The organism is Alphaproteobacteria bacterium, from assembly GCA_025210155.1.
Classification (GTDB): domain Bacteria; phylum Pseudomonadota; class Alphaproteobacteria; order Rs-D84; family CASDRH01; genus JAOASE01.
Genome location: JAOASE010000002.1, coordinates 22672 through 42280, shown reverse-complemented (window position 1 = coordinate 42280; position 19609 = coordinate 22672). Strand labels below are relative to the sequence as shown.

The window sequence follows — 19609 nt, the reverse complement described above, 5'->3', positions numbered from 1 at the left end:
GATCTCAAAATAACTTTATTCAGGTAAATTTTCAGATAAAGAATCTAACAATAATTTTTTTAAAATATCTTCCTTTTTTTCATCTGATGAACAAACTTTTTTATTTACAATTTTATATCGATAAGATTTTAAAGCTTTTTCAGCGATATCTTTTGAAAAAACTTCTTTAATTAATTGATATAAAAAATTATCCAAAGATGTCAACTTATCAATTTTCGGAAGTAAAGAAACAAAACTAATAATTTCATCCTTATCTAATTTTCCCCTAAATTGATCTTCGTTCCCCTGAGTCATTTTCTCTTTTTAAATGTATATTTTGTGTTCCTTAAATATATAATATTAATTTACTAAAGTCAATAAGAATAAAAGCTTAACCATTGATTTTACTAAACTTTTTAAACAACTAAAAATTAAAAGCGACCTCTATGGGCCGCTCTATTCTATATTTCAAAAAATTCATTGAAAAGTTTTTCAAAATACTCTTCCGCTTCATTCCTTTCTCTGTCTATAAGTCCATTACATGAACAAGTAACATTAAGAGAATGATCTTGCTTTAAAAGTATTTTAAAGCGAAGTTTTCTATTTTTATGAAAGGCTTCTATTTTTTTAGAAAAGTTTTCTAATAACTCTTCCTTAATCTCATTAGAAATAAAGTTAATAACTTTAGAAAATCCTAAATGACCTTCTATTTTCCAACGACCAGAATCGTCATCATCTCTTTTTAATAAAAACTTGTCATTTCCATTAGTAAAATGAAAAACATAGTTTTCATAAGACACTTCAACATTATCATTTATTAATTCCTTAAATGACAACTTCTTCACTGAATTTCGATCAATCATTGATTTGTTTTTAGGTTTAAATTACTTAATTAATTATGGATAAAATACATTTCTCTCAAAAAAAGTCAAATAAAAAAAGGTTGCCATTAATGCAACCCTTTCCTTAATCATCCGAAAAAATAGAAGTAGAAAGCATCCCAGCTATCTCACCGAAATCTTCTCTATCTTTACAACCTCCACAATTACAACATTGAAGATTATAACCTAATTCACAATACTTAATCTCTATTGTATCAGTTGTTTTAATAGCCATTCCTTCTTCAATATTTCCATCTAAATCTAATCCAGCCATAATTATTCAATATAAAAACATTCTACAAAATAAAATATACCTCATGAAACCTCTTTAAGCATAAATCTCTTCTGAATTTTTTTATTATAAACCAAGTCAATAGATTCAACTTTTAATTCAAAAGGCCTAAAATCTTTAAACTTTTTATTTAGATCAATTTCTGAAACTATTTCTTCAAATGTAATATGAGGATTGAATCCAAAACCCATTGAATACCTAATTTCAGCTTTATCAAAAGCCTTAGCTAACGAAGTTCTAATTCTACCTAAATATAAAGAATTTATACTTGCGGCTAAAAAATTATAACCATGTTCATCATAAAATGTATATATCCCATCGACTCTCATCTTAAATTTATAATAACAAATAGAAATATATCTCAAAACAATTTCAATAGAAACAACATCATAACTTTCTCCAATATAAATTATTGTAGTATGATGCCCTCTAAGACTATTAAACAAATTAAATGGCAATTCTTTTTCTAAGACACCTAAATCATAATTAACAGCGACATATAAATTATTAACTTTTCCCATATATAAATAGTATTTAATTTTACAAATAATTTAACTAATTAAACTCTACAAAACATAATTCCACGAGTCAATAAAATAAAAAAGAAGTCAAGATACAACCTTAACTTCATTCTAAAAATATCATAGACAAAAATCGATAAAAACCTTTTCTTAATTTTTCAAAAAAAATTTTAACTCTATTTTCCTTATAATATTGCTCAACAAGCTCTTCTTTAATTTTTTCAAGCTTATCAAATTTATATTTTTCAAATCCAATAAGTCTAACCTTTACATTTTCCATAGTGAATTAATTTAAATATTAATAATATCTTTTAATTAAGCAATATCTCAATACCCAACGTTTTGGTAATTTTGCTTTAGATGTTAAATAAAAAGGTTCCGACGCGTATAGATGATACGCGAGGGTTCTTTTTATAACACAGATGAAGTAAAATCCCCAAAACCTTATTTCAACTTCGCAGCCAATAATTGATTTACTTGACCAGGATTAGCCTTACCTTGAGACTTCTGCATAACCTGTCCAACAAACCAACCTTTAAGCTTATCTTTACCAGCCTTTATTTCAGCAACCTTATCTGGATTAGCAGCGATAACTTCATCAATCAATGATTCTATAGCACCAGTATCATTCATTTGCTTTAAACCTTTTTCTTCAACTATAACTGATGGCATTTTACTTTTGCATTCACCAATCATAAGCTCAAAAATTTGCTTAGCAATCTTACCTGAAATTACACCTTCTTTAATAAGATCTGCAAGATCAGCAATTTGCTCAGCAGAAATAGGGCTTTCTGTAATTCCAGCTTCTTCTTTCTTCAAAATTCCAAACAGCTCAGAAGTAATCAAATTAGAAATAGATTTCGCCTCAGCCTTTTTCGCAGCAGCTATAGCTGTTTCAAAATAAACTGCATTCTCTTTTTCTGCTGTTAAAACTTCAGCATCATAATCTGACAAACCTAAATCTTTAACAAATCTTTCTTTCTTCTCAGAAGGAAGCTCTGGCAAATTATTTTTAATATCTTGAATATATTCATCACTCAATACTAATGGAAGTAAATCAGGGTCTGGGAAATATCTATAATCATTAGCATTTTCCTTACCTCTCATAGATCTAGTTTCACCAGTAGATGTATTAAACAATCTAGTCTCTTGAACTATCTCTTCACCATTTTCATAAGCTTCAATTTGTCTCTTAGCTTCATATTCAGATGCCTGCATAACAAACTTCACAGAATTAACATTCTTAGTCTCAGTTCTAGTTCTAAATCCTTCTTCACCGACTTTTCTAACAGAAACGTTAACATCACATCTCATAGAACCTTCATCCATATTACCATCACATGTTTCCAAATAACGAACTATAGATCTAATCTTTTTAACATATTCACCAGCCTCTTTTGGAGATCTAATATCTGGATAAGAAACTATTTCCATCAACGCAATACCAGTTCTATTCAAATCAACCATAGACTTACCTGGTTCCATATCATGAATAGATTTACCCGCGTCTTGCTCTAGGTGAATTCTTTCAACTCTAATTCTTTTATGTTCATCTTGATCATCAACAATATCAACATGACCTTCTCCAACAATAGGTTGATCTGCTTGCGAAATTTGATACCCTTGAGGTAAATCAGCATAAAAATAATTCTTTCTAGCAAACACTGATTTATTATTTATCACAGCATTAATACCCAAACCAGTTTTAACAGCTTGTTCAATACACTTTTCATTTATAACAGGCAACATACCAGGTTGAGCAGCATCAACTAAATGCACTTGAGAATTTGGTTCTGCACCAAATTTAGTTGAAGCAGGAGAAAACAATTTCGAATTAGAAATCACCTGACAATGAATTTCCAATCCCATTACAACTTCCCAATCACCAGTTTGTCCTTTTATAGTATATGTCATATTTTTCACACTTTCCTTTTTTTATTTTATATCTAATCTATCATCTTCAATCATAAAAATTTTATCTTTATAATTGTTTATCATTTTCTCAGTAGGTCTAAACAACTTCGCAGGTAAATTATCTAAATTAAACCATTCCCACCTAACTATTTCATCAGGCTCCATAGCTTTAACTTCACCATCCCATTCATCAGCCATCCAACCAAGAGTAACATAATGAGCTGTATCAACTCTTTCATTTGTAATAGTAAACACATGAGCATTTTTCAAATTAAGATCTGTTTCTTCTTTAACTTCTCTAGCTACCCCATCAAACAGACCATCTTGAAAATCATATTTACCACCAGGAAATGTCCATGTCCCTTCACCATTTAAATCACTATCAGCTTTTTCTTTTTCATCATGTCTTAATCCAAGAAGAACTTTACCATCCTTCAAAAACATAATTCCACCACCAGCTCTAGTAACTTTAGGTTTTTCACTCATCTCTCATCTCCTGAAATATAAATTTCTACTTATCAAATTTACTCGGTCTATTATCAAATCCAATAATCTTTTCTGACACAGAAGCTACTTTCAAAATACCTTCTTCATCATATTTCTTACCAATATATTGCAAACCTAACGGTAAACCATTTTTATTCAATCCAGCAGGAATAGAAATCGCAGGCAAACCAGCTAAGTTAATTGACACTGTATAAACATCATTCAAGTACATATCAATAGCAGACAATTTATCATCCGTAGCAAATGCCCCACCAGTAGTAGTCGGTGTTAAAATAACATCACATTTTTCATATGCTTTTTCAAAATCTTGAGTTATAAGTCGTCTAACTCTACCAGCTTTAATAAAGTAAGCATCATAGAAACCAGCTGATAAAACAGCTGTACCAATCATAATTCTTTTCTTAACTTCTTCACCAAAAGCTTCACTTCTAGTCTTAGAATACATATCAGCTAAACTCTCAACATCTTTTTCAGTTCTATGACCATATCTAACACCATCATATCTAGCTAAGTTAGCAGAAGCTTCAGCTGGTGAAATTATGTAATAAGCAGGCAATGCATATTTAGTATGAGGCAAACTAATTTCAACAATTTCTGCACCACGAGATTTTAAATCTTCAATATGAGAATCTAACAATTCTTTCATACCACCATTTAGTCCTTCAATATATTCTGCTGGAATACCAATTCTTAAACCTTCAACAGATCCATCTGCATTACAAGCATTTTCAAAACAAGGTGTCTCAACTGGAGCCGAAGTAGAATCTTTTTCATCATGACCTGCCATACCGTCTAAAAGAATAGCAGCATCTTTAACTGTTCTTGCCATAGTAGAAGGAGTATCCAAAGAAGAAGAATAAGCTATAATACCCCAACGAGAAACTCTTCCATAAGTAGGTTTTAAACCAACTATACCACAAAGAGCCGCCGGTTGTCTAACAGAACCACCAGTGTCAGTAGCTGTACCACCAGGGAAAATACCTGCAGCAACACCTGCAGCTGTACCACCTGAAGAACCACCAGGCACTAAATCTTTCTCAGGTCTCGAAGTATCTTTATAAGGATTTAAAACATTACCAAATGCAGATGTTTTATTAGAAGATCCCATCGCAAATTGATCCAACGAAGTCTTACCTAAAAATATAGCTCCATTATCTAACATTTTTTGTGAAGCAGTAGATTCATATTGCGGAACAAAGTTCTCAAGAATATTAGAACAAGCTGTAGTCTTAACACCTTTAGTACAGAAAATATCTTTCATACCTACAACTACACCAGCTAAATTCTTATCAGAGATTTCTCCAGCAACAATTTGTTTATCTAACTCAACAGCTCTTTCTCTAGCTTGATTAAAAGTCTCTGTAACAAAAACATTAAGATGCTTAAATTCTTCAGCTCTCTTAATTAAACTTTCCACAAGCTCAACAACTGTAAACTTACCAGCTTTCAAACCATCTCTAATTTCAACAATAGTCAAATCATACAATTTCATTTTATTCTTCACTTCCTTCTTTTTCTTTTATTATTTATATTTCTACAGAATCTTCAATTCCTAAAACTTTATAATTAACGTCTAATTCACTCAAAACATTTTCCATCTTTTCTACATCAACAGGAAACTTAGGGTTTTCCATATGACATGGCAAAACTAAATTAGCTTCTACCATCTTAGAAAAATGAACTAATTCAAAATCACCCATAACTAAACCATGAGCAGAAACTGGCGCACATAAAACATCACATTTATAATCGTTTTTAAAACATAAAGTATCACTTGTAAAATATATCTTCTTACCTTCTACTTCAACTATAAATCCAACACCATCATTTATCTCAGCATCAAAAGTAGTTAACCAAGGCATATATCCATGTTTAGCATCAACGACATCTATCTTAATACCTTCAATATCTAATTCATCACCACTTTTAACGACTTTTATATCCAAGCCACTTCTATCTTTAACCTCATTCGTAGAATATATAGGGCAGTTAAATTCTTTTAAAACATCTGAAAAACAATGATCACCGTGACTATGAGTAATCAATATAAAATCAGCCTTTTTCCATTCATCTAAAAACTCACTTTTAAATAATAAATTACCAGGATCTACTAAAATATTTTTCTCATCTGACTTAACCATAAAACATGATTGAGGGTATTTAATTATTTCCATATCTACTTCTCCAATTTCCAATGATGTTTATTTTCATAACCACATCTATCTGCAACCTTATCCAAAGTTTTTGCAATAGCTTCATCCGGTTTAATTTTAAGAACCTTAGCAAAAGCCATTAACGAAATAAAAACATCTCCAAATTCTTTTTCCAAAGCATCTTGTGTATAAGAATCTATTTTCTCTTTTCTTCCTACACCAATCTTACAAAATGTCTGCTCTGCCAATTCACCAAGCTCTTCTTGCAATCTCACAATTCTACTCAATGCTCTTTCTCTATCAGTTTCAAGAGCCTGATCATACTTACTCATCATAAAAGTAAAAAATTCATCCAAATCATTTATATTCATAGCAATTCCCCTATTTTTAATTAACTAAATACAAACTTCAAAATTCCCTCTTTAGTTTTAAAAATTTTAAAATCCATTAACTGGAAATTTATGAATATTTTGTGCGAGTATAAATAAAAATGATTTTCAGATTTGGTATTGTGTATATATAATACTCAATCGCCAAAGATTAAAATTATTTATTACAATTAATCGTGCAAAAGAACATAAATTTTTATACCATTTTAGGCACAGAAAAATACTCCTTCTTCTCTCCACCTCTTTCTGGCGCATTAGTCATAACATCTTCTCTTGTGTTATTCATCTTAACTTCATCTTTTCTAATAGGAAGATCATAATCGCAAGCATTCAACATAGGCTCAACACCTTCAGTGCTAACTTCCTTCAATTGTTCAATCCAATCCATAATAGCATCTAGATCTGGTTTCAATGAAGCCAATTCTTCATCACTCATATCTAATCTTGCCAAATGCGCAACTTTTTTAATTTCATCATTAGTAAAAGCCATCTAAACTTCCTTTTCTATTTATCCTTGATATTATTTTTCATATCATATAATCTTATCAATAAACAAAGGAAATTCAAGAATAAAATGATAGTAGAAACAAAAAAAATATCAAAAGAAGAATGGCTTAAAAAATCACCCGCTCTAGGTATAGATTGGGGCGAAAAACGCATAGGAATTGCAAAGTCAGACGACACGAAAACTATCTCATCTCCTTTCATGCAAATAACACCTAAAGAAGCTCTTCAAAAACTTCCTAATATAATCAAAGAGTGGCAAATAGATTTCATCATCTTAGGACTTCCATTAAATATGAAAAATGAGGAAACAGAATCGTCTGAAAAAGTTCACTCATTTGCTAAAAAACTTAATAATATACTAGATGATAAAACAAACATAATCCTATTTGATGAAAGATTAACTTCATCAGCAGTAGAAACTATGCTTGTAGGGCAATTCGACATGACAAGAAAAAGAAGAAAAGAAATCACTGACAAACTATCTTCTTCAGTTCTTCTTCAAAACTTCTTAGACCTTATGAAAAATTCATAAAAAAAATGCCCCTTTAGAAATTACATAAAAGTATTTCTGTGGGGCTCATCTGATTTCGATGATATTTAAAAATTGTTCTCAGGCACCCTGTCACTTTACTATTCCACTATCTCAAATTCTTTTCTCAATAAAAATTCAAGTAGACTTTAGCCAAACCTAATTAAAACATTAGCTTTACATGACATCAGTTTTCTTCAAGTAACAGCTCCCTGAAAATTTCAAAGAACGTTGAAATGTACATTTCAAAAACATCATAGAAAACATTCTCAAATTAATCAAGAATTTTATTTCCCCTCTAACTCAGGTCGTCTATAAAAAATATAGTTCATCAAGAATGAAACAAATGGCATAACTAAAAAGAAATGATGCATTCCAAATCCCATCTTAAGCCCTATAGAAACTAAGAAAGGCGTTATCAACTTAGCAATACTAAATACAATTATAGCAAACGAAGAATACTTAGCCCTATCCTTAACATTCAATACAAACGAAAAGAATATTAGTCTAGCAGAAGCTACAAACTGTAAAAAGAAATAGGATGAAATAAGTATAATAACAAAAGGTAATGCATATCCCATCAACCCAAGCTCATACAAAAAGAACATCAATATAGACAAACTAGATAAAATAAATGAAGTAAAAATACTCTTATTTTTTATATCTAAAAACTTGTGCATTCTTGAAGAGTAAACTGAAGAAAACCCTGCTGAAATTGAAGTAAGAGCTGCAATAATTCCCAATCTTTCCACATCATAACCTAAATCAACAATCATTAAAGATTTAAAACCAGAATAGAAAGATATCCACAAACCAAAATGAAAATATAATAAAAATATCTGTCTTATATCTTCCCTTCTTTTAAGATCTCCAAAAGTTTTTAATATATCTTTCATAGAGAATTTATCTTTATTATGATGCAACGTTTTATTCTTTTGAACCAACTTCATATGGCTTAAATAAAACAACAATAAAAGCAATATCAAAGCAACAAAAGAAAACATACTTCCATTACCATAATAAGCAACAATTCCACCTATTAAAAAACTACCTAAAACACCACCAGCATTATTTAATACAGTCCTAACACTCATATTTTTAGCCAATTTCTCCTTAGTAGAAAAGTCAGAAATCAACAAAATAAATGCCGTCAAAATAACAATAAACAAAACTGATCTCAAAATATCCAAAATCGCAAAAGGATAAATAGAGCTAACAACTCCCATCCCCAAAATTGCGGCTATACACCACATCAAAGAATGTATTAAAACAGATACCTTTGAGTACTTCATAAAGACATAAGAAACTAAAAGACTAGAGAATATTTCTACAAATGCGAAGCCTGATAAATAATAACCAACCAACACCTTGTTACCACCTAAAAGATCATTTAATATCAAAGGCAATATCAAATTAAAAGCTGTAATAGCTATAGAAAAAAAGAAACCTAAAAAACAAAAAGATCTAATTTCTTTATCTTCTAAATTTAATGAATAATGATGTGGAAAATGCATATCTAAATATCTCCTTTCTGCATAAAACATTCTATCAAATAACAAACTTTTTCACAAGAAAAAAGCAGTTATTAAAACTGCTTTTCTTAAACTAAACCTCCAGAGATTTGGTTACTTTTGACTTAAGTATTTCTGAAATTGTTTCCGTATAGTACAAGTAGTACTTGAGGAAGCAATTTTCAGGAATAAATATTCAAAATCCCCGAATTTTAAAAAGGATTACTTTATAGTTGGTCTAACCTTAATATGAGCCTCTCTCAACTGTTGTTCAGAAACTTCAGAAGGAGAACCCATCATAGTATCTTGTCCTTTACCATTAGCAGGGAAAGGAACTACCTCACGAAGATTAGGCTCATCACAAAGCAACATAATAATTCTTTCCATACCCATCGCAATTCCACCATGAGGAGGAACACCGTAATGATAAGCATCATACATAGAACCAAACTTTTCTTTAACTACTTCTTCACCATAGCCAACCATATCAAAACATTTAACTAAAGTATCTAAAGTTTCATGTCTTATAGATCCACCACCAAGTTCATAACCGTTACAAATGAAGTCATATTGTTCTGATAAAATGTCGAATGGATTTTCAGCATTATTTAAAGCTTCCATTCCACCTCTAGGTTGAGAGAATGGATTATGACCCATTGCTAATTCACCAGTCTCTTCATGTTTTTCAAAGAAAGGAAAATCAATTACCCAACAGAACTTAAATTCATTTTTATTAATAAGCTCTAAGTCTGTACCCAATTTAGTTCTAACCTTTCCAGCAAACTTTTGAGCTTCTTCTAATTTATCACAACAGAAGAAAACAGAATCGCCATTTTCAACACCACAAATTTCTCTAATTTGATTAATTCTAGCTTCATCTAAATTCTTAGCTATAGGTCCTTTAGTTGTGCCATCTTCGTTAAACACAATATAACCAAGACCACCAGCACCTTCACTTCTAGCCCAATCATTTAACTTATCATACCAAGATCTAGGTTGACCAGCAGTACCAGGAGTTCTAACAGCTTTAACACTATTTCCCTTAGCTACTAAGCTTGCAAACAAACCAAAATCTGAACCTGCAAAAACTTCACCAACTTCTTTAATAACAAGAGGATTTCTCAAATCAGGTCTATCAATACCATAAGTTTCCATAGCTTCTTGATAAGTAATATGAGGAATATTCTCATCTATAATTTTATCACCTTTAAATTTATTGAAAACTTTCATCATATTATCTTGCATAGTTTCCATAACATCTTCTCTTTCTACAAAAGACATTTCCATATCCAATTGATAAAATTCTAACAATCTATCTGATCTTAAATCCTCATCTCTAAAACATGGAGCTAATTGGAAATATCTATCAAAACCAGCAACCATAGAAAGCTCTTTAAAAATTTGAGGAGATTGTGGTAATGCATAAAATTTGCCATGATGAACACGAGATGGAACTAAGAAATCTCTTGCACCTTCTGGAGACGACGCAGTCAAAACAGGTGTTTGAATTTCATTAAATCCTTTTCCATTCATAATACTTCTAATTTCTTTAAAAACATCCATTCTCATTTGAATATTCTTCTTCAACTTCTCTCTTCTCAAATCTATATATCTATATTTAAGTCTTAAATCTTCACCAAACTTTTCATCTGAAGCAACAAGTATAGGTAACACATCTGCATTACTTAAAACTTTAAACGACTTAGCAGCAACTTCGATTTTACCAGTAGATAAATCAGGGTTAATTGTTTCTTCAGTTCTAGCAACAACTTCACCTTCAATAGTGATAACACTTTCAACTCTATTCTCTTCAATCTTCTTAAGATCATCAGAAACAGAAGCATCAAAAACCACCTGAGTAATTCCATAATAATCTCTTAAATCAACGAAAATCAATCCACCATGGTCTCTCATTTTATGAATCCAACCAGATAAAGTTACAGTTTCACCAACTGCTTGTTCATTCAATTCAGCACAAGAATGCGTTCTATATTTATTTTTAATTATTGTCATTTTTTACTTTTCCTTTTTGTCTTCAAAACAATATTAATTGCTTCATAAAATTAAAGACTCAAAAATGGCGATCTCTAAAATCACAAAACAAAATTTAATTATATTTTTTGAATAAGGGGCGATAAACGCGGTGCCACCCTTAAATTTGACTTAATTTGAAACGACCTTATCAATCGTAGCTATAACGGGCTTACCCGGAAAGTTCTAATAAGTATTTCTACTGTTCTTCTTTCAACTCCCTGTTGTTAGCAGATCAACGTTACGATAAAACAATTATAATAAATGAATTTAAAATAATCAAATAAAAATTATACCGATAACAAATTATTTCCCACCCAATATTATTTTCAAAGATTTTGTGCGGATAGATGTAAAAATGATTTTTAGATAAAGTATCGTATATATCTAATACTCAATCGCTTTAAATAAAAATTATTTCTTTACGATTAGCCCGTGCAAAAGATTTAAAAAATTTATTCTATTATCTCAAAATTACTACTATCTTCCATCAACTTCTTACACAACAAATTATTTAAAGTATGACCTGGCTTATATCCAACATACTTACCAATAATTTGATATCCTAAAGAATAAAGATCTCCTATAGAATCTAACATCTTATGTCTAGCAAATTCTTTTTCATCCCTAAGGCCTTCTGGATTTAAAATTTCACCGCCTTCTTCTATACCAACTCCAACAGAAATAGTTTCAGCCTTTCCATCAAAGAAAGCATCGACAGCTTTCACAGCCCCAACAACAAGGCCTGCCGATTTTAATTGCTCATAAGTTTTTCTCTCAATAAATGTTCTGGCAAAAGCAACTTCTTTAACAAAACTTTCTTCCATTAAAATATGTTCTGCCCCCTGTTCCCCACTAAAAGTAAAATCAACAATAACATCTAATTCTAAATCTTCAACGTTATCACTTACTGGTTCTAAAGAAACCTTACTACCTGTTTTTTCATCGACAACTTCAACTCTCTTTAAAACTCTTAAAACCTTACGAGGCTTATCTTGAACTTCTACACCAGCTTCTAAAATAGCATCAACCCAAGTCTTAGCAGAACCATCAAAAATAGGAATTTCTCCTGCAGAAACTTCAACTAAACAATTATCTATTTTCATAGCATTAAAAGTAGCCATTAAATGCTCTATAGTTTTTATATTATCTTCTTGAGTACCAACTACAGTACAACCCATAAAAGCAAAAATATTATCAGCGGCTGCCTTAACAGAATCAGATCCATTCTTAGAAAATTGTATACCAAAATCAACTCCTGCTGGCTTCAAAGAAACACTAACTTCTTCACCTGTATGAGTTCCAATACCTTTAACAACAACTTCCTTTTTTAAAGTTTGTTGTCTTCCAAATTTTCCAGAATTTTTAATCATAAATTTTCCTCCAATAAATTATTTAACAATAGCACATTCTCAAAATAATCAAATTTAATTTCAAGTTCAAAAATTACACTCTTGAAGATTTGGTTATTTTAATTTTAATATTTACGAAAATGATTTCAAAGTTTACAAATAGTAAATGAGATAATCATTTCTCGTGAATAGGGATTTAAAATTCCCAAATCCTTTATATTATTTAGAACTTTTTTTTTCTTGATTTTTAGACCACCTTCTATGAACCCAAAACCATTGCTCAGGATTTTCTTTAATCCAAGCTTCAATGTGATCATTAACTTTTTGCATACCTTTTTTCATATCAGCCTCAACATTTTGAGTCTTATCAACTTTAAATGGTTCATGTATAACAATCTTATGTCTAAAACCTTTAGTTCTTATTAATTGAACAGGAATTATTGGACAATCATAATGTCTAGCCAATTTAGCAACACCAGGTGCCGTTGGAGCTTTAACACCAAAGAATTTTAAATCCAAACCTCTATCATATCTTTGATCAGGAGTAATACTAACATTACCATTCTTTTGCAAGACCCTTAACATATCTCTTGAAGATTGTTTTCCCTTAGGTAATAAATTAACATTACCCAATGTATAACCAAAAGTCTTTTTAGTAATATTATCAACCAAGAAATTATTGGGAGATCTATATACAATATTCATAAACAAATCATACTTTTTAAATATAGTATTTATTATTCCCATAGATCCTGAATGAGAAATAAAAGTAATAAAATTTTGATTTTTATCTTTAAACTTTTTTAAAATTTCCTCACCTTCAACTTCTACATAGTCACCAAGATTTTTATAATAAGTTCCAATATGAGGAGCTTCCGTAATATAACGTCCCATCATATCCCACATACCAAACTTAATTTTTCTTTTCTTCTCTTCTGACTTTCTAGGAAAAGCTATTTTCAATCCACTATCAACAATTTTGTTTTTACCAGACATAAACAATCCTATAAACCTACCCAAAACACCACCTATAGCAGAAGCAACTGGCAATGGTAAAATTTTAAAGAAACCATAAAACAAGTGAAAGAAAAATGAACCCAAAGGATTACCCACCCATCTTTCAAAAAAATTAGATGCTGCAAAATCTCTTGCCTTAATACCTTTTCTAACAACACTTGTTGGATCCAAGACACTCCACACATATAACATAGCTAAAAGTGTTTTAACCAACACTGTCATTTTAGCCCTATCAAAAAAGAAATTAGATAAACTAACAAAAAATACTGAATAAGTTAAAATAAATACTATCGTAGACATAGCATATATTTGTTTTCTAGAAATACCTTGTTTAGCATAAACAATATAAGATGGTATAAAACATAAAAGAACAGTTCCAATAAAACCTTTACAAGTTAGAACCATAGGGAATGTTGGTAAAATATCAAAACTAACCGCATTCCAAAACCATTCAAACATAAAACAACTCCTAATTCGTTAATAATAAAATGTTATTTTACTATAACAGAATGCAAAAGTTTTTCAAGCTTTTTTAAATCGTTTTTAGAAAATTCAACTGCCACTGGTAACACTAAAATTTCCTTTTTAAACTTCTTAGAAATCTTAACAAAATCTTTTTCAGTAGTAACTAAAGTTGCTTCTTCTTGTTTTGCAAAATTTAACAACCTTTTTATATCCTCATCACTGTAAGAATAATGATCTTCAAATTCCATTTGATACAAAACATTTAAACCAATATCATTTAAAGATTTAAAAAATTTCTCTGGCTTACCAATTCCAGCAAAAGCAATATAGTTTTTAACCTTCTTCAATTCTTTAACAGAAACCTTATCTGCAGCCAACTTCCCTGTAACAAAAGACTTAAACTTACTAGAAATACCCGTCGAATCGTCTCCCATAAAAATAGCCATGTCAGATTTAACGACTCCTGAAAACAAGCTTTCTCTAAGACATCCTGCCGGCATCAAGAAGCCATTTCCCACACCATTTTTTCCATTAAAAACAGATATAATTATATCCTTTTTCAAGGTATAATTTTGCATTCCATCATCCATAACAATAACATCACAATTATGATTTTCTGCTACCTTAGCAGACTTAGATCTATCTGGTGAAACATAAACTGAAGCACCCGTCTTTTTATAGATCATAAGAGGTTCATCACCGACTTCATCTGCACTATACTCATCATCGACAATAACAACTCCTTTTGAAGATGATAATGATGATTTATACCCCCTAGATACAACAGCAACTTTTAAACCTTGAGCTTGCAACATTTCAACAATTTTTATAACAACCGGTGTTTTACCACTTCCACCAACAACTATATTTCCAACACAAATAACTGGTAAAGAAGATCTGTAACTGCGACCTAAATAACTAACTTTTTTCAACATTGAAATTAACCAAAATAGCAAAGCTAATGGCAACATTAATATCGATAACAAACCTTTTTTTCTATACCAAAAATCCATAAATCAAATCCACCTATTAAATAAATTTCATAACATCTTCTATAACAAAAGTTCTAATTTTAGATTTTTCTCTCATAAACTTAGAAACTTTATTTTTAGTCTCATTCAAAAACTTTTCGTCATCAAAACATTTTAAAATGAAATCTGCCAATTGATCTGAACTATCAACATACTTAAAAAATCCAGCAGCTTCCATCTCATCATAACTCTCTTTAAATGTTTTAACATTTCTACCCGCACAAACTATACAATCTAAATAAGCTGGCTCCATAGGATTATGACCTCCTAAAGTCTTATGCATAGAACCTCCAATAAATGCTAAATCGGCTAACTTATACCACAAATTAAGTTCACCCATAGTATCTGCCAAATACACATTAACATCCTTAGTTAATTTTTCTCCTTTACTTCTAACTGCAACTTTAAATCCAAAATCTTTCTCTGCCCATTTTTCAACATTAGAAGCAAGATTAATATGTCTAGGAGCTAAAATCATTAAAGCATCCTTATGTTTTTCTAGAACTTTTTCAAAAGCTCTAAACACTTCTTTTTCTTCCTCAACAGATGGATGAGTAGATGAAACTGTAAAAAACTTTCTATTACCTATTAATTTTTTAAACTCATCAATGTCTTCTTTATTAGGAGATTTAGGAGCATACCCACTCTTTATATTTCCATAAGATCTCACATCTCTAATTCCTAAATATTTAAACTTCTCAGCACTATCATCGTCACAAGCAATTGCAAAATCATAAGATGAAAATATTCTATTTGCAGATTTCATATTCTTCTTCCAAGTAGCAAAAGATTTATCCTGCATTCTAGCATTCAGTATTCCCATTCTAATACCAGTTCTATTAGCCCTCAAAACAAGATTAGGCCAAATTTCAGAATCAACATTAAACAAAATATCTGGAGCCCAATACTTCATAAACTTTTTAACAAAAGAAGGAACATCAACAGGAACATATTGATGAATACAATATTCAGGCATTTTCTTTTGCAAAATAGCTGCCGAACTTACAGTCGTAGTAGTAATCAAAAAATTTAAAGAAGGATCTTCTTTTTTCATATCTTCTATAACAGGAAGAATTGATAAACTTTCCCCAACAGAAGCACATAAAAACCAAACCAGTTTACCCTCAGGCCTAGCAACAGAAGCAACACCTAACCTCTCTTTAAATCTTTTCCAAGAAGCATCTTCTTTACCTTTTCTTTTTCTCTTCAATAATATAAGAACTATAACTGGCGCCAATAACTGCATTAATATTCTATAAAAAAACAACTTCATCTTATCTACTTCCTTCCTAAATAACTTTTCTTCCGAAAACTTCCTTATCTAATTTAGCAACCTTATTTACCATAAATTTCTCAGTTTTATCTCTAAGCTTATCTATATCTTCCTGACTAGCCTCTGAAGGCACAACAATCCCCTTACTAACATCAATAACTACTTTTCCAAAAGGTCTTGCAAACATATACTTATCCCAACTCTTTTCAAAAATTTTAGGATTTGAAAAACTTCCAATTACAGGAATAATCTTAGCACCTGTTTTTTTAGATAAAAAGAAGGCACTATCAGTTAAAATATTAAATATAGGGCCTCTTGGACCATCTGGAGATATTCCAATAGACTCATTTTTTTTCAAAACAGATAAAGATTTTTTCAACCCTGAAATCCCCTTAGAACTAAAAGTTGAAGCAACAATAGTATTAATTCCCTTCAATGTAAATAAATCTGCTATCACTTGACCATCCGCATGATCTGAAAATAAGCCATAAGTTTTATGCTTTAAAAGTTTCTTTTTAAAAACTGGCATTGCTAATGATCTACCATGCCAAAATAAAAATATCATTGGCTTTTTACCATCTAACTTTTTAACTTCTTCGCCACCTCTAATTTCTATCCTAGAAGTCATATAACAAAAAGAAAGATAGGCGCTTAATGTTCTTAAAATTATAAAATGTGAAAACTTACTCTTAAGTATTTTTTTTACTCTTCTTCTCATAACAATCCTATTTATTATTTACATACAAAGTTTGAGATGGGAATGCAAAACTAGCACCAACTCTTTCTTCTACTATTTCTTTTATTTCTAACAACAAGTCTTCTTTAATTTTTAACCATTGAGAAAAATCAGCAGTATTTGCAAAACAAATAACCAATATATTAATTGAAGAATCCTGAAAACTATCTATTCTAACTTCATAACCCAATTCTTCATTATTAACAAAACTACCACTCTTTTCTATATACTTAGATATCTCATCTCTAATCTTTTTCAAATCTTTAGAAGATGTGTCATACTCCAATCCCAAGTTCCACAAAATTCTTCTATAAGGTCTTAAAGAATAATTAACAACTGAACCTTCTGAAAAATTAGAATTAGAAACATAAATTATAGTCTTATCAAATGCTCTAATAGAAGTAGATCTAAAACCTATCTTTTCAACAACCCCTTCAGTACCATCTGACAACTTAACAATATCTCCAATTTTAAACCTCTTTTCTGATATAATAATAAAACCAGATATTATATTCTTAAACATATCTTGAGCACCTAAAGCAACAGCCATACCAACAATACCTAAAGAAGCAATCAACGAAACTACAGATATTCCCATGTAACTCAGAACTATAGTCAAACCAAGAAAAGCAACCAACACCTTAACTGTTTTAACAAACCAAGAAAATATAGTTTTACCCAGTTTCTTCTTTAAAGAATTTAATTGTTCCATCAAAGGATCTACTAAAACATAAGCAAACCAAACGGCTCCAAATTTAAACAATAAAGATAAAAGTGAAAAATATGAAGATAAAGACACCTTTTCCATCAACTTAAATTCGACACCCTTACCTAAAATATAAAAAGCCAATACTAAGACAAAAAAAGATAAAACACTTTTAACTGAAGTAAAAAATTTAAGTTTTATTTTAGCCAAGTTCTCTTTCTTAAAAAAGAATAATTGAAGCAATCTCAAAAGACCTGATGAAATAACATTTTTAAACAATATAAAAAATAAAAATCCCAAAATAGAGGAAATAAAAACTAAATTTTCCACTGTGAATGGATTTAAAAAAATATTTTCAATAAATTCTATCATAAAAAATCCCTAAAATTTTAAATAAAATAATAGGGAAATTATATTTTGTATCAAGCTGTTTTGCAAGCACTTTTTTCCAACCAACCTTTCTTAGAAAACTCTTGAGAAACCACCTCTAAAAAAGAATTCCAATGAGTATAGATCAAAACATCATCCTCATCTCTCTCATCAGGAATAATCCCTCTATGGCAAACCAAGCTAAAAGTATCCAACTCATCCTTCGTTAATAAACCGGATAAATACAACCTCTTTATACATATAGCAACATCGTCAACAGAGTATTCTCTTTGACTTTTAAAATCTCTTTTTGAAAACCCTTTCAATCTCAATTTCTGAGATTCATAGAACCAAAACAAAATCCTTTCTACTTCATAAATATCATTATTTGAACTCATATCTCTCCCCTTTCAAATAAATTATCCCTCTCAAAAAGCAGAACAACACTTGAACAAAAACAGAATATACTCGTAAAATACAAAAAGTCAATTGCATTTTGAGAAAAAACATAATAAAGATTGAAACAGGAAAATTATACTATTTTTTAAGGAAAAAAGTCTTATAATTAAGAATATAGTCAAAGAGGAAAAATTTATGAGAATAAAATCAAACTACCTTACTGGAATCGCTTCCGAGAATTATGCTAAAATATTCCTAAAATTAAAAGGATATAAAATTATATCGAATCGATTTAAAGGTGTAAAAGGGTCTTCTTTTGGTGAAATAGATATAATCGCTGAAAAGAAAAATACCATACATTTCATAGAAGTTAAACGAAGAAAAACTGAAATCGAAGCACTTGAATCTATAACTCCGAGACAACAGCAAAGAATAGCAAACACAGCTGAACTATTTCTAAGAAAACACCCAAAAGAAACACAAAATAAAAATTGCCAATTCGATGCCATAGCAATCTACGGCAAAGGAATCGGCAAAATCAAACATTTACAAAACGCTTGGTTAAAAATTAATTAAACAAGTAATCAATACTTTTATTAGATGAACAGTTATTAGTTAAATCATCACTAACATCTTGCATAGTAGCAATTAAACTACAGTTTTCTTGATCTTCAAAAGTAACTCTCATAAGGAATGTAGCACCATCATTATTATTAATAGCAACTACAGCATTAGGAAATGTATCCAATATACCTTCTCCTGTAAGCCCCATATTTCTTAAAGCTGTAGTATTCGAAGCTACATCTGTATAATCAGCATCATCACCATACAATTCCTTAACTTCAGATACTATACTCAAAATTTCTGACTTATAAGAGTTCATCTTAACAGATTTAGTACCGCCAGAAATAGAACTAACTGCTAGAGCTGTAATGATACCCATTATAGCTAACACACCAAGCATCTCAATCATAGATCTACCTTTTTCATTTTTTCTAAAAAACATTTTTTTCTCCTTAAATATTAATTTTTACAACTTTCAAACAT

22 protein-coding genes are annotated in these 19609 nt (G+C 30.2%); 2 read left to right on the top strand and 20 right to left on the bottom strand.

The window, feature by feature from the left end; translation table 11 throughout:
- Positions 1–15: 15 nt before the first annotated feature.
- The 10 genes from N4A44_00330 to gatC all read right to left on the bottom strand — a co-directional run bounded on the left by N4A44_00330 (position 16) and on the right by gatC (position 7126).
- Positions 16–294, bottom strand: coding sequence for a hypothetical protein (locus tag N4A44_00330; protein ID MCT4552095.1), 279 nt, complete (start codon positions 292–294; stop codon positions 16–18).
- Positions 295–440: 146 nt separating this feature from the next.
- A complete protein-coding gene (locus tag N4A44_00325; GenBank protein MCT4552094.1) occupies positions 441–842 on the bottom strand; it encodes a hypothetical protein in 402 nt (133 codons plus the stop codon).
- 103 nt (positions 843–945) lie between these two features.
- Positions 946–1134 carry a hypothetical protein gene (locus N4A44_00320; GenBank protein ID MCT4552093.1) on the bottom strand — a complete coding sequence of 63 codons (189 nt, stop codon included), beginning with the start codon at positions 1132–1134 and terminating at the stop codon, positions 946–948.
- 41 nt (positions 1135–1175) lie between these two features.
- A complete protein-coding gene (locus N4A44_00315) occupies positions 1176–1673 on the bottom strand; it encodes a 2'-5' RNA ligase family protein (protein MCT4552092.1) in 498 nt (165 codons plus the stop codon).
- 444 nt (positions 1674–2117) lie between these two features.
- Positions 2118–3587 carry an Asp-tRNA(Asn)/Glu-tRNA(Gln) amidotransferase subunit GatB gene (gene gatB, locus N4A44_00310; protein ID MCT4552091.1) on the bottom strand — a complete coding sequence of 490 codons (1470 nt, stop codon included), beginning with the start codon at positions 3585–3587 and terminating at the stop codon, positions 2118–2120.
- A gap of 21 nt (positions 3588–3608) precedes the next feature.
- Complete coding sequence (locus tag N4A44_00305; GenBank protein ID MCT4552090.1) at positions 3609–4073, bottom strand: NUDIX domain-containing protein; 465 nt, start codon at positions 4071–4073, stop codon at positions 3609–3611.
- A 25-nt stretch (positions 4074–4098) separates the two neighbouring features.
- The gene (gene gatA, locus N4A44_00300; protein MCT4552089.1) at positions 4099–5586 is read right to left on the bottom strand and encodes an Asp-tRNA(Asn)/Glu-tRNA(Gln) amidotransferase subunit GatA; all 1488 of its coding nucleotides are present in this window, start codon (positions 5584–5586) and stop codon (positions 4099–4101) included.
- Between the two features lie 34 nt (positions 5587–5620).
- Entirely contained in the window at positions 5621–6268 is a 648-nt protein-coding gene (locus N4A44_00295) for an MBL fold metallo-hydrolase (protein MCT4552088.1), read from the bottom strand.
- 2 nt (positions 6269–6270) lie between these two features.
- Positions 6271–6618 (bottom strand): hypothetical protein, encoded by a 348-nt coding sequence (locus N4A44_00290; GenBank protein MCT4552087.1) that lies wholly within the window; start codon positions 6616–6618, stop codon positions 6271–6273.
- A gap of 214 nt (positions 6619–6832) precedes the next feature.
- On the bottom strand, positions 6833–7126 hold the full coding sequence (gene gatC, locus N4A44_00285) for an Asp-tRNA(Asn)/Glu-tRNA(Gln) amidotransferase subunit GatC (protein ID MCT4552086.1): 294 nt from the start codon (positions 7124–7126) through the stop codon (positions 6833–6835).
- Positions 7127–7210: 84 nt separating this feature from the next.
- Between gatC and ruvX the strand changes: the two genes are divergently transcribed.
- Positions 7211–7675, top strand: a complete 465-nt coding sequence (ruvX, locus tag N4A44_00280) for a Holliday junction resolvase RuvX (protein MCT4552085.1) — start codon at positions 7211–7213, stop codon at positions 7673–7675.
- Positions 7676–7959: 284 nt separating this feature from the next.
- Here ruvX and N4A44_00275 read toward each other — a convergent pair whose 3' ends face one another.
- The 9 genes from N4A44_00275 to N4A44_00235 form a co-directional block, all read right to left on the bottom strand.
- Positions 7960–9186 (bottom strand): MFS transporter, encoded by a 1227-nt coding sequence (locus N4A44_00275; GenBank protein MCT4552084.1) that lies wholly within the window; start codon positions 9184–9186, stop codon positions 7960–7962.
- Between the two features lie 219 nt (positions 9187–9405).
- Positions 9406–11196, bottom strand: coding sequence for an aspartate--tRNA ligase (aspS, locus tag N4A44_00270; GenBank protein ID MCT4552083.1), 1791 nt, complete (start codon positions 11194–11196; stop codon positions 9406–9408).
- 473 nt (positions 11197–11669) lie between these two features.
- Positions 11670–12587, bottom strand: coding sequence for a UDP-3-O-acyl-N-acetylglucosamine deacetylase (gene lpxC / locus N4A44_00265; GenBank protein ID MCT4552082.1), 918 nt, complete (start codon positions 12585–12587; stop codon positions 11670–11672).
- A 198-nt stretch (positions 12588–12785) separates the two neighbouring features.
- On the bottom strand, positions 12786–14042 hold the full coding sequence (locus N4A44_00260) for a hypothetical protein (GenBank protein ID MCT4552081.1): 1257 nt from the start codon (positions 14040–14042) through the stop codon (positions 12786–12788).
- Between the two features lie 32 nt (positions 14043–14074).
- On the bottom strand, positions 14075–15061 hold the full coding sequence (lpxK, locus tag N4A44_00255) for a tetraacyldisaccharide 4'-kinase (protein ID MCT4552080.1): 987 nt from the start codon (positions 15059–15061) through the stop codon (positions 14075–14077).
- A 16-nt stretch (positions 15062–15077) separates the two neighbouring features.
- Entirely contained in the window at positions 15078–16352 is a 1275-nt protein-coding gene (locus N4A44_00250; protein MCT4552079.1) for a hypothetical protein, read from the bottom strand.
- A 16-nt stretch (positions 16353–16368) separates the two neighbouring features.
- Entirely contained in the window at positions 16369–17070 is a 702-nt protein-coding gene (locus N4A44_00245; protein MCT4552078.1) for a DUF374 domain-containing protein, read from the bottom strand.
- 7 nt (positions 17071–17077) lie between these two features.
- Complete coding sequence (locus tag N4A44_00240; GenBank protein MCT4552077.1) at positions 17078–18166, bottom strand: mechanosensitive ion channel family protein; 1089 nt, start codon at positions 18164–18166, stop codon at positions 17078–17080.
- 50 nt (positions 18167–18216) lie between these two features.
- A complete protein-coding gene (locus tag N4A44_00235; protein MCT4552076.1) occupies positions 18217–18561 on the bottom strand; it encodes a hypothetical protein in 345 nt (114 codons plus the stop codon).
- A gap of 196 nt (positions 18562–18757) precedes the next feature.
- On the opposite strand from N4A44_00235, the gene N4A44_00230 reads away from it, so the two are divergent.
- Positions 18758–19138 carry a YraN family protein gene (locus N4A44_00230; protein ID MCT4552075.1) on the top strand — a complete coding sequence of 127 codons (381 nt, stop codon included), beginning with the start codon at positions 18758–18760 and terminating at the stop codon, positions 19136–19138.
- Here the strand turns inward: N4A44_00230 and N4A44_00225 are convergent.
- A complete protein-coding gene (locus N4A44_00225) occupies positions 19131–19568 on the bottom strand; it encodes a hypothetical protein (protein MCT4552074.1) in 438 nt (145 codons plus the stop codon). The genes N4A44_00230 and N4A44_00225 overlap by 8 nt on opposite strands.
- Between the last annotated feature and the right edge of the window lie 41 nt (positions 19569–19609).

Excerpts from the sequence above, each read along its gene's own strand:
- N4A44_00330 (MCT4552095.1), bottom strand. The coding sequence starts at position 294 with ATGACTCAGGGGAACGAAGATCAATTTAGGGGAAAATTAGATAAGGAT.
- N4A44_00325 (MCT4552094.1), bottom strand. The coding sequence starts at position 842 with ATGATTGATCGAAATTCAGTGAAGAAGTTGTCATTTAAGGAATTAATA.
- N4A44_00320 (MCT4552093.1), bottom strand. The coding sequence starts at position 1,134 with ATGGCTGGATTAGATTTAGATGGAAATATTGAAGAAGGAATGGCTATT.
- N4A44_00315 (MCT4552092.1), bottom strand. The coding sequence starts at position 1,673 with ATGGGAAAAGTTAATAATTTATATGTCGCTGTTAATTATGATTTAGGT.
- gatB (MCT4552091.1), bottom strand. The coding sequence starts at position 3,587 with ATGACATATACTATAAAAGGACAAACTGGTGATTGGGAAGTTGTAATG.
- N4A44_00305 (MCT4552090.1), bottom strand. The coding sequence starts at position 4,073 with ATGAGTGAAAAACCTAAAGTTACTAGAGCTGGTGGTGGAATTATGTTT.
- gatA (MCT4552089.1), bottom strand. The coding sequence starts at position 5,586 with ATGAAATTGTATGATTTGACTATTGTTGAAATTAGAGATGGTTTGAAA.
- N4A44_00295 (MCT4552088.1), bottom strand. The coding sequence starts at position 6,268 with ATGGAAATAATTAAATACCCTCAATCATGTTTTATGGTTAAGTCAGAT.
- N4A44_00290 (MCT4552087.1), bottom strand. The coding sequence starts at position 6,618 with ATGAATATAAATGATTTGGATGAATTTTTTACTTTTATGATGAGTAAG.
- gatC (MCT4552086.1), bottom strand. The coding sequence starts at position 7,126 with ATGGCTTTTACTAATGATGAAATTAAAAAAGTTGCGCATTTGGCAAGA.
- ruvX (MCT4552085.1), top strand. The coding sequence starts at position 7,211 with ATGATAGTAGAAACAAAAAAAATATCAAAAGAAGAATGGCTTAAAAAA.
- N4A44_00275 (MCT4552084.1), bottom strand. The coding sequence starts at position 9,186 with ATGCATTTTCCACATCATTATTCATTAAATTTAGAAGATAAAGAAATT.
- aspS (MCT4552083.1), bottom strand. The coding sequence starts at position 11,196 with ATGACAATAATTAAAAATAAATATAGAACGCATTCTTGTGCTGAATTG.
- lpxC (MCT4552082.1), bottom strand. The coding sequence starts at position 12,587 with ATGATTAAAAATTCTGGAAAATTTGGAAGACAACAAACTTTAAAAAAG.
- N4A44_00260 (MCT4552081.1), bottom strand. The coding sequence starts at position 14,042 with ATGTTTGAATGGTTTTGGAATGCGGTTAGTTTTGATATTTTACCAACA.
- lpxK (MCT4552080.1), bottom strand. The coding sequence starts at position 15,061 with ATGGATTTTTGGTATAGAAAAAAAGGTTTGTTATCGATATTAATGTTG.
- N4A44_00250 (MCT4552079.1), bottom strand. The coding sequence starts at position 16,352 with ATGAAGTTGTTTTTTTATAGAATATTAATGCAGTTATTGGCGCCAGTT.
- N4A44_00245 (MCT4552078.1), bottom strand. The coding sequence starts at position 17,070 with ATGAGAAGAAGAGTAAAAAAAATACTTAAGAGTAAGTTTTCACATTTT.
- N4A44_00240 (MCT4552077.1), bottom strand. The coding sequence starts at position 18,166 with ATGATAGAATTTATTGAAAATATTTTTTTAAATCCATTCACAGTGGAA.
- N4A44_00235 (MCT4552076.1), bottom strand. The coding sequence starts at position 18,561 with ATGAGTTCAAATAATGATATTTATGAAGTAGAAAGGATTTTGTTTTGG.
- N4A44_00230 (MCT4552075.1), top strand. The coding sequence starts at position 18,758 with ATGAGAATAAAATCAAACTACCTTACTGGAATCGCTTCCGAGAATTAT.
- N4A44_00225 (MCT4552074.1), bottom strand. The coding sequence starts at position 19,568 with ATGTTTTTTAGAAAAAATGAAAAAGGTAGATCTATGATTGAGATGCTT.